Consider the following 10,672-nt stretch of genomic DNA (forward strand, 5'->3'; position numbering starts at 1 on the left):
TTGTATTACAATTTGTATCGACTGTATTATCTTTGAATTTAGGTTTCATTTGCAGTTAAAAATGCTTGCGATTGGGTGCTAAAAACGTAATTTTACCAGTCGGTTCGACAAATTTAAAACAAATTCGGGTATCAAAAAATTTAAAAAAATAGCATTTCGAATAATTTTAGGAATTATCCTATTATTATTGCTGCTTGGTATAGCGCTTTCTTTACCGGTGGTACAGACTGAAATTGCCGCAAAGGTAACGGAGAGAATCAACCATGATTTTGGTACCGACATTAAAATTGAAAAAGTTGCCATTTCGGTTTTCGGAAGTGTAAAGCTCAAAGGCATACTGATTTCGGATCATCACAAAGACACGCTTTTTTATGTCAATCGATTGCAATCCAACATCTTAAGTTTTAAAGAGTTGAAAAATTCCCGTTTGTTTTTTGGTGAAGCCAAAATTGACGGACTGAATTTCAAACTGAAAAAATACAAAGGTGAAAAGAAAGCAAACATAGATTTGTTTGTTGAAGCTTTTGACGATGGAAAACCGGGTTCCGGAAAATTCAGATTGCGGGTGAATGATTTATATCTGACGAACAGCCGATTTCGTTTAATTGATGAAAACCTGAAAAATCCCAAACCGGTTGAATTTACAAACCTGAATGGAGAATTTGAGGATTTTTTCATCAAAGGACCAAATATCACTGCGAACATAAATAAATTGGCATTGAAAGAAAAGCGTGGGTTGATTGTTGAAAATCTTGCTGCCGATTTTACCTATACCAAGAAAAACATCATTTTGAAAAAAATGGATTTGAAAACAGACGAATCTACTTTTATCGGCGATGTTGTCATGAAGTACAAGCCAAAAGATTTTTCCGACTTTAACAATAAAGTTGTTTTCGATGTCAAAATGGAAAAAGCTTCGGTATCTTCAAATGAACTGAATTTTTTCTACAACGAATTCGGGAAAAATCAGCGTTTTTACCTCAATACACATCTTACAGGAACATTGAATGATTTTGTATTGAACGATTTACGTTTGTTGGATCGAAACAAAACTGAAATTATCGGGAAAGTAAACTTTAAAAACCTTTTTAATAAGAAGAGCGAGTTTTATATGAATGGTAATTTTGACAGGGTAAGTGCGAATTATGACAATCTTAAAGGGATTTTACCCAGGGTTTTAGGAAAAAAACTTCCGCCAGTTCTTAAAAAACTCGGCAACATCGATTTAATAGGTGATGTGAAATTAACAAAAAGAACTATCGATGCTGACATCCTGGTGCTTTCCGCCCTTGGAAAAGTGGAATCAAAACTTTCCATGACCAATATCGATAATATCAATAATGCGAGTTATAAAGGTTATGTGTCGTTAAACAATTTCGATTTAGGTCCGCTGACAGGCCGTAAAGATATTGAGCGCGCCACTTTAGATTTAAATGTAGACGGAAAAGGCTTCGATCAAAAACATCTTAATACTTCCGTAAAGGGAAATATTCACCAATTCAGATATAATGGCTATACTTACCAGAATGTCACTTTAGACGGAACAATGAAAATGCCTTATTTTAAAGGGTATTTCAATAGTAATGATCCGAATTTGAGAATGGATTTCAAAGGTTTGATCGATTTAAGTTCGAAGGTTAAAAATTATGACTTTCAGGCGAACATCGATTATGCGGATTTGCATTTGCTGAATTTCAGAAAGAATGATTCCATTGCGATTTTCAAAGGACAGTTAAGCTTTAAAGCCAAAGGAAATACAGTTGACGATATCGAAGGATTACTTGAAGTTGCCAATGCTTCCTATCAAAACAGAAAAGATACATACTATTTTGAAGATTTTCACGTCCAATCTACTTTTGATGAACAACGCGTAAGAACGATTACGATCAATTCTCCTGATATTATTAATGGAAAAGTAATTGGGAATTTTAAAGTAAATCAGGTTCCGAAAATTGTTGAAAACGCGCTAGGAAGTCTGTATGCGAACTATTCACCATATAAACTGAAACCCGGTCAGTTTTTAGATTTTGATTTTATCATCAATAATAAGATCATTGAAGTATTTGATCCTAATATTACTTTGGCTGAAAACACTGTTCTGAAAGGAAAAATCAATGCAGATGAAGGGAATTTTAAGATGAATTTTTCCTCTCCGAATGTAGTGGCTTACAAAAACAGTTTCGATAATATCCGAATTAACATCGATAATAAAAATCCGCTTTATAATGCTTTCATTGAGTTGGACAGTATCAAAACCAAAAATTATAAGGTTTCAGATTTTAGTTTGATTAATGTAACCATGAACGATACAATGTTTGTACGTTCTGAATTTAAAGGTGGGGATAAGAATCAGGATTTTTATAATCTGAATTTATATCACACGATTGATCAGGACAACAAATCGGTAGTTGGATTTAAAAAATCGGAAGTGAATTTTAAAAATTACCTGTGGTTTTTAAATGAAAATAATACGAATGATAATAAAGTCGTTTTCAATAAAAAACTTACTGATTTTTCAATTGAGAAAATAGCATTGACACACAATGGTCAGAAAATGGAATTGTCGGGTATGCTGGAAGGAAAAGATCATAAAGATATTCAGCTTACATTCGATAATGTAGATTTGGCCAAAGTCACTCCGGCACTCACCAACCTGTCTTTTAACGGTAATTTAAACGGTCATGTTAATGTGAAGCAGGATAAGGATGTTTATCAACCAATCTCATCCATTACCGTTGATTCCCTGAAAATTAACAATTACGATTTAGGTAATCTGGATTTACAGGTAACAGGCGATAATTCGTTCCGGAAGTTTAATGTTAATTCCTCTATAAAAAACAATGATGTTGAGAATTTCTATTTGAGAGGAAATGTTGAAATTGTGTCCGGTCAGAGTATGTTATCACTGGATACCGGTTTTTCCAGATTCAATATTGGAGCTTTCGGGCCATTGTTAGGAAGTATTTTTTCGGATGTAAGAGGATTTGCGTCGGGTCAGGCAGCAATTGTCGGGACAGTCAACAACCCTGAAATTGACGGACGACTTTACCTCAATGAGGCCGGAATGAAAGTACCTTATTTAGGTGTTGATTTTAATATGGAACCTAATGCGGTAGTTGATGTTACAGAGCATGAGTTTCTTTTCCGTCATATTGAACTCACCGATACGAAATACAATACATCCGGAATATTAGATGGTAGCGTACGTCATAATAAATTGGCTGACTGGAGTGTGGATTTGGATATTAAATCGGAAAACATGCTAGTATTGGATACTAAAGACAGTGAAGACGCGCCTTATTACGGTGTAGCTTTCATTGATGGTAAAGCAAGCATTAAAGGTCCGACAAATGCTTTGGTGCTTAAAGTTGATGCCAAATCCAATAAAGGAACTTCGATAAAAATCCCTCTAAACGATTCGCAAGGCTCGGGCAGTTATTCTTTTATCGTTTTTATCACAGAACAAGAAAAAAGGAATAAAGAAAAGGGAATTACTGCAGTTGAAAATAAATCCAAAGGATTTGAAATGGATTTTAATCTGGATATTAATCAAAATGCGGAAATTGAAATTATTTTGGATCGGGCAACTGGACATGCCATGAAAGGAAGGGGGGAAGGTTCTATAAATATGGAAATCAATACGGCAGGAAAATTCGTAATGAATGGGGATTATCAGGTTTATGATGGTACATACAACTACAAATATGGCGGTTTGGTTGATAAGAAATTCCAGGTTAAGAAATTCAGTACTATTCGCTGGTATGGAGATCCGCTAAATGCTGTTTTAGACCTTGAAGCTGTATATAAAACCGAAGCAAATCCTGCAGTAATTCTGGATAATGCTTCGTTTAATAAAAAAGTTCCAACAGAAGTGGTGATTTCAGTTAACGGAAATTTAAGCAATCCCGAACCTGATTTCAGAATTGAATTCCCAACGGTAAGTTCGGTTTTGAAATCGGAGATCGATTATAAGCTTAGTGATAAAGATATCCGTCAGACACAGGCTATTGCATTGTTGTCGGGAGGAGGATTCCTTTCGCCTGAAAATGCCACAAGTTCTGTTACAGGGACACTGTTTGAGAAAGCAAGTACGGTGGTTAATGATTTGATGACCGGAGATGATGATAAATTCAAAGTCGGACTAAATTATGTTCAGAGTGATAAGGATCCAATGCTGCAAACGCAAAGTAAGGTTGGTGTTACCATGTCGACTCAAATCAACGAACGCATCACCATTAACGGGAAACTTGGTGTACCTGTCGGCGGAACTGAAGAATCGGCCATTGTAGGTAACGTAGAATTGCAAATGCTGTTAAACAAAGACGGTAGTTTGAAAGCCCGAGTGTTTAACCGTGAAAATGATATTAATTATATAGGAGAAGGGGTCGGATATACACAAGGGATAGGTTTGTCTTATCAGATTGATTTCAATAATATGGGAGAACTTTGGCGAAAAGTATTCTCTAAAAAAGATAAAGTAGATAAAAACCAAAACCCGGCAGACCAGATTCCCGATTCTGATTTAACGCCTGAATTCATTCAATGGATTGAAAGCAAAAAAAATAAAAAGGCTGCCGAGCCTGAAAAAGAATCACAAAAAGTCCCTGAAATAGAGTAGTTTTCTGTAACAATTTACCCGGATTTATAATCGTATGATTTATAGAAAAACCTTTTTTTAACAAGAAACTGGTTATTCTTTAGGGAATCATATGTTTTATTTACTAAATTTATTAAAAACAAATTTTGTAATGTCTGTAAGTATTAAAAGAATAGGAGTGCTGACTTCGGGTGGTGACGCCCCCGGTATGAATGCCGCCATACGGTCTGTGGTAAGAACCTGTGCATTTCATAAAGTTGAATGTATGGGGATTTATCGCGGGTTTCAAGGCATGATTGAAGGCGATATAATGGAAATGGGCCCCAGAGCGGTTAAAAACATTGTCAATAAAGGCGGGACAATCTTAAAGTCAGCCAGATCAATGGATTTCATGACAGAGGAAGGACGACAGCGAGCCTATCACAATCTTAAGAAAAACAATATTGATGCTTTAGTTATTATTGGTGGCGACGGAAGTTTTACCGGAGGATTGGTTTTTAACAATGAATTCGGTTTTCCGATAATGGGAATCCCCGGAACAATCGACAATGATATTTACGGAACAAAATATACGCTTGGTTACGATACCGCACTAAACACGGTTGTTGAAGCCATTGATAAGATTCGTGATACAGCCAATTCACACAATCGCTTGTTTTTTGTAGAAGTTATGGGACGTGATGCAGGTCACATAGCTTTAAACGCCGGTATTGGTGCCGGTGCTGAAGAAATTCTGATTCCCGAAGAAAATTTAGGTCTGGAACGTTTACTGGAATCTCTTAAAAGAAGTAAAGTTTCCGGAAAATCATCAAGTATCGTTGTTGTTTCCGAAGGCGATAAAATCGGGAAAAACGTATTTGAATTAAAGGATTATGTTGAAGAGAATTTACCGGAATATGAGGTCCGCGTTTCCGTTCTCGGGCATATGCAGCGAGGTGGCTCCCCTTCCTGTTTTGACAGAGTCCTTGCATCCCGATTGGGAGTAAAAGCGGTAGAATCATTATTGGAAGGAAAAACAAATTTCATGGTCGGAATTCAGAGTGATAGCATAGAACTGACTCCCTTGGAACAGGCGGTAAAAGGGAAATCTAAAATAGATCAGGAATTATTGAGAGTTTCAGATATAATGTCAACCTAATCAGAAGTATAAAATTAAGATTAATCAAAAAGAGGCTATTGTAATCTGGAAAACCCAGCAGCAGCCATAAGAAAATTGTAATATGACGAAAATAAAATTAGGAATTAACGGTTTTGGAAGGATTGGACGTGTTGTGCTCCGTGAATCCATTAATAGAGATAATATAGAAGTTGTGGCCATTAACGATTTGTTGACTGTCGAACATCTGGCCTATTTGTTAAAATATGATTCAGTTCACGGCAGATTTAAAGGGAAAGTCGAAGTTAAAGACGGACTATTATTTGTAAACGACAGAAATATACGTGTAACAACCGAAAAAAATCCGTCTCTTTTAAAATGGGACGAAGTTGGTGTAGATGTAGTTGCTGAATGTACCGGCCTTTTTACTACAGTCGAAACGGCATATGATCATATCAAGGGAGGTGCTAAAAAAGTTGTAATTTCAGCGCCTTCAAATGATGCACCGACATTCGTAATGGGTGTGAATCACGATAAAGCAAAATCTTCAGATGTAATCGTTTCGAATGCATCATGTACTACAAATTGTTTAGCGCCATTGGCTAAAGTTTTACACGATAATTTTGAAATTGTGGAAGGGTTAATGACAACAATTCACTCCACAACAGGAACACAGTTAACGGTTGACGGACCATCCAGAAGAGATTTCAGAGGCGGAAGATCAGCATTGGTGAATATAATTCCCGCTTCAACCGGGGCAGCCAAAGCGGTTACCAAGGTAATACCGGCTTTAGAGGGCAAATTAACAGGGATGTCAATGCGTGTACCGGTCGCAGATGTTTCGGTAGTCGATTTGACGGTTAAACTAAAAAAAGCTACTTCATATGACGAAATCATGAATGTGGTGAAAAATGCATCCGAAACTTCCATGAACGGAATTATGGGCTTTACAGACGATGCCGTTGTGTCGCAGGATTTTATTTCGGATTCGCGTACTTGTATTGTAGATGCCAATGCTGGAATAGGTTTGAATTCAACGTTTTATAAAATTGTTGCATGGTATGATAACGAATACGGATATTCTTCAAAATTGTTAGATCTGTCGGCACATATTGCCAACTTGTAAAAAAATAGTATTTTTACTGAATCCCGTTGTTAAGCGGGATTTTTTATAGATAACACATATGAAATTAGTAGTAGACAGTGGTTCCACAAAAGCAGATTGGATTGCTTTAGACGATAATGGCGATATTCAATTTACCACAAGTACATTAGGCTTAAATCCCGAAGTTCTTACAAAAGAAGAAGTGATCAATCGAATCAATAACCGATTCGACATTGCTCAAAATGCATCAATAGTAAAAGAACTTTATTTTTACGGAGCCGGTTGTGGAACTGACAGAATGAAAAATCATCTAACTGAAATTCTTCAGGAATATTTTTCGAATGCGTATGTGGAGGTTAAGGAAGACACCTATGCAGCGGTGTTTGCTACAACACCAAGAGGTGAGAAGGCTATCGTATGTATTTTAGGAACAGGTTCCAACTGTAGTTATTACGACGGAACAGAATTGCATCAGAAAGTACAGTCTTTAGGTTATCTGGCAATGGATGATTGCAGTGGAAACCAATTCGGCCGTCATCTGATTCGCGCGTATTATTTTAATACGATGCCAAAAGCTTTAGCCGAAATTTTCGAAAAAGAATACGATCTGGATGCCGATGTCATTAAACACAATTTATACAAAATGCCTAATCCGAACGCTTATCTGGCTACATTTGCCAAGTTTCTGATTCAGCACAAAGATGATGATTTCTTTCAGAAAATAATACTGAATGATATGCAGAATTTTGTTGATTTTTATATCAAACAATATGAAAACTGCAAGGAAGTTCCGGTACATTTTATCGGTTCGATTGCTTATTATTTAAAAAATGAACTCGAAATTATTTTGTCTAAAAACGGAATGAAATTAGGAAACGTATATAGAAAACCTATTGACGGATTAATAAATTATCATTCGGTTCCTCAACAATAAGAACGGAAGAAATACCATTTCTGATTCTCCAGGTCCTTGCAAAATGAAACACCCTTATGCAACTAAATCTAGTTTCATAAGGGTGTTTTGATTTTTATATTGTCTCGCCCAATATCTATCAGGAAACGCGAAAAATATCTTTTGAATATTATTTTATTGCAATCATTGAGATTTCAACATTGACATTTTTTGGAAGACAAGCCACCTGAACAGTTTCTCTTGCCGGAGCAGTCTTCTCGTCGAAATAACTTCCGTAAACAGCGTTGATTCTTGAGAAATCGTTCATGTCACTGATAAAAATAGAAGCCTTTATCACGTTCTCAAAAGTCATTTCAGCAGCTTCTAACACAGCTTTCATGTTTTCCATAACCTGTTTGGTTTCTGATTCGATGTTTTCTAAAACCAATTCATCGTTAGCCGGATTGATTGCGATCTGCCCTGAAGTATAAAGCATATTCCCAATCAAAACAGCTTGGTTATACGGGCCTATTGGAGCAGGCGCTTTTTCTGTAAAAATTATTTTTTTCATATTTTATCTAAACTTTGATTTCAGTTTTTGTGCAGTAACCCGCACTCAACTTTTTAAGTCATTCTCTTGATTCTTGATTCTTGTCTCTTATCTCTTATCTCTTATCTCTTTCTTACTCTCTCCTCAATTAATTATAAACTTCTGTCAGGTAAATTACGTTTGTCGTATTTGATATCGCTTAAAACAGACGACTTGATTCCTATGAAAAAGCCCCAGTTTGTATACGGCTCAATTGGCACCCAGTTAAAACTCATCCTCCAGCTTAATAAGTCTCTTTCAAATCGCAATTGAGTAAAAGTAACTCCTTTTTGAACAAAATCATACCCTGAAGAGAATCCCATTTTCCATCTTGGGGTTAAGCTAATGTCACCGGCCAACATTAAAGAGTTTCCGACTATCTCGTTTTCACGATTCATATTGGAATAGGTTAGGGAATAAGCCATGGTTAAGTTCCAGGGAATTTTTAATGTGTAAAATTCAGAATCTTCTTTCTCCTTGTTTTTATCGTCTTCTTTTTTGAAAAGGCTTTGTCGCTGATCACTCAAATCTGTTCCGCGACCAAATAAATTATCTTCGCGACCACCATTTAATACGGTTTGTTGTGAAGCATCCCCTTTTAAACTTGCATCGGCACTGGAAATCGCATAATTCATTGTTAGGTTGGCCGAAGTCATTCTGAAAAGACTACCGCCATTGTCAATATTGAATTTGTCAATTCGTCTGCCGGAATTATCAATCGCATAAGGATCCAAAGTAGTTCCGAAGTTAAGATTTAACTTATTGTCAAAAAATTGTGTTCCTCCGGATACCGACATTTGCGACCAGCGTAAAGAATCTGCAGCAATGTTATAAGCAGTAGAAAAGTTTAAATTGCTAAGCAACATCACTTTTTTGGGTTCCGTCTTAGTTTCGTCTTTGTCGCGTACTTTAGCCTCAAAGGAATTGTTTACAGCCATTCTTATTCTGTTGTTTACAGTTTTAGAAGGCGCACCGTAAATTCCTTGTTCAAAACGGCTGTATTCGGCATAAGTAGTGCCGGTGGCATCTATTGGATAACTATCATAGTACTGCTCAAAGCTCGGTAAATAATCATATCCGACAGAGGGTACCAATTGATGTCGTATAGCCTGAATTTTTTTATCATCACCAAATTTAAATGTTCCGAAGATTCTGGTTGTCAACGTAGTTGAGAAATTATAGGTTCTGTAAGCGTCAAAACCATTGACAGCTGTAGTTACTACTTCGTCGGTTTCGGCGTTGTAATCTTTTCTAATCGTTTCGAAATACCAATATTCGTTATAGGTTGTACTTGCATTAACACTGAAGTATTTAAAAACCTTAAAGTTTGTACTTATCGGGATGGAATGCTGCATTCCGTTTTTAGCACTATCGAACATTTCTGATTTAAAGAAAAGTGAATCGGTCGTTTTGATTTTGTTTTCACCTTTGAAATTGTAAAGAAAATTGATATTCTTTAAGGCTCCTTTCTTGATTCCGTCTTTGGGAACAAAAGGGTAGATACGGTCAACGTTGACAAGAATTGTTGGCAATGTCATGTCTATTTGCTCCGTATTGGTGTTTTGGGAATGTGTAGCGGCTGTAGAAAAGAAAACCTGTGGAACTGTCTGGAATGTTTTCGAATACGAAATGGACGAGCTCAAGTTATTATTTAATGATGAACCGATATTTGATTGATTGTATGATTGACGGAAGTATTGACTACTACCAAGATTGACCGAAGCGGAAAATTTCGAAGTCGGACTGGCTTTTGTGTCCTGGCTGTGAGACCATTGGATATTGTATTGTCTTGATTTTGAATAATCAGGAAATCCTTTTTCGCTGTTGATTTGGTTTTCAAATCGAAGGTTTACCCTTCCGTTAAATTTATATCTTTTTGCATAACTGCTTTCTGCCCGGAATGCATAACTTCCGTTGGTGTAATAATCCCCCAAGACGGATAAATCATAATATTCACTTAAGGCAAAGTAGTACCCACCGTTTTGAAAATAATAACCTTTCTGTTGAGTGTCTCCGAAAGTCGGAACAATAAATCCGGATACCGATTTTTCACTCATTGGGAAATATGCAAAAGGCAAGGCGAGGGGAGTAGGGACATCGGCAATAACCATATTGGTAAAGCCGGTAACCACTTTTTTCCTGGGAACAAATTTTATCTTACGGGCAAGGAAGTAATATTCAGGGTCGTCTATGTTTTCAGAAGTTGTAAATCGGGCATTTCTCATGAAGTAAACAGAATCGTTTTCCCTTTTGCTTATTTCACCTTTTACTCTAAATTCTCCTTGTTGTGTCCTCGAATTCCAAACCAATGCTTTTTTGGTTTTCGTATTAAAGCGGATGGAATCAGGTTCTAGAACATTATCTCCCTGTTTGAAAATAGGGTTTTGTGTGTA

At 36.5% G+C, this 10,672-nt stretch carries 6 protein-coding genes; 4 read left to right on the forward strand and 2 right to left on the reverse strand.

From position 1 onward, the window contains the following. The first annotated feature begins 217 nt into the window (after positions 1-217). The 4 genes from VLB74_RS03255 to VLB74_RS03270 all read left to right on the forward strand — a co-directional run bounded on the left by VLB74_RS03255 (position 218) and on the right by VLB74_RS03270 (position 7,732). Positions 218-4,618 (forward strand): translocation/assembly module TamB domain-containing protein, encoded by a 4,401-nt coding sequence (locus VLB74_RS03255; protein WP_325202028.1) that lies wholly within the window; start codon positions 218-220, stop codon positions 4,616-4,618. A 130-nt stretch (positions 4,619-4,748) separates the two neighbouring features. Further along, positions 4,749-5,735, forward strand: a complete 987-nt coding sequence (gene pfkA / locus VLB74_RS03260; RefSeq protein WP_325202029.1) for a 6-phosphofructokinase — start codon at positions 4,749-4,751, stop codon at positions 5,733-5,735. Positions 5,736-5,817: 82 nt separating this feature from the next. Further along, complete coding sequence (gene gap, locus VLB74_RS03265) at positions 5,818-6,819, forward strand: type I glyceraldehyde-3-phosphate dehydrogenase (RefSeq protein ID WP_325202030.1); 1,002 nt, start codon at positions 5,818-5,820, stop codon at positions 6,817-6,819. 58 nt (positions 6,820-6,877) lie between these two features. Continuing rightward, on the forward strand, positions 6,878-7,732 hold the full coding sequence (locus tag VLB74_RS03270; RefSeq protein WP_325202031.1) for a BadF/BadG/BcrA/BcrD ATPase family protein: 855 nt from the start codon (positions 6,878-6,880) through the stop codon (positions 7,730-7,732). Between the two features lie 148 nt (positions 7,733-7,880). Here the strand turns inward: VLB74_RS03270 and VLB74_RS03275 are convergent, their stop codons facing one another. Both VLB74_RS03275 and VLB74_RS03280 read right to left on the reverse strand, forming a co-directional pair. Beyond that, the gene (locus VLB74_RS03275; RefSeq protein ID WP_325202032.1) at positions 7,881-8,261 is read right to left on the reverse strand and encodes a RidA family protein; all 381 of its coding nucleotides are present in this window, start codon (positions 8,259-8,261) and stop codon (positions 7,881-7,883) included. A 131-nt stretch (positions 8,262-8,392) separates the two neighbouring features. Then, the coding region (locus tag VLB74_RS03280) for a putative LPS assembly protein LptD (protein WP_325202033.1) at positions 8,393-10,672 on the reverse strand (2,280 nt) is incomplete at its 5' end.

The sequence above is a fragment of the Flavobacterium sp. genome (genome assembly GCF_035456225.1).
Lineage (GTDB): Bacteria > Bacteroidota > Bacteroidia > Flavobacteriales > Flavobacteriaceae > Flavobacterium.